A 223-nucleotide genomic window follows, 5' to 3' on the forward strand; every position below is an offset into this window, starting at 1 on the left:
CTACCGTTACAGGGACAGTTACTAGCTATAGTATTTCGACTCCATTACCAACGGGTTTATTATTCAATACCACCACTGGGGTAATTAGTGGAAACCCTTCTGTCACTAGCCCGGCAACAGATTATACCGTAACTGCTACCAATGTCACAGGTAGCACTACAGCCGTTGTCAGGATAACAGTCAATGCAGCCGCTCCAAGCGCATTAAGCTATACAACTCCCAA

At 45.7% G+C, this 223-nt stretch carries 1 protein-coding gene; it reads left to right on the top strand.

The genetic code is table 11. From position 1 onward, the window contains the following. The coding region (locus tag U0R11_RS13485; RefSeq protein WP_406752345.1) for a putative Ig domain-containing protein at window positions 1-223 on the top strand (223 nt) is incomplete at both ends.

It is taken from the genome of Aquirufa salirivi, assembly GCF_045310485.1.
GTDB lineage: Bacteria > Bacteroidota > Bacteroidia > Cytophagales > Spirosomataceae > Aquirufa > Aquirufa salirivi.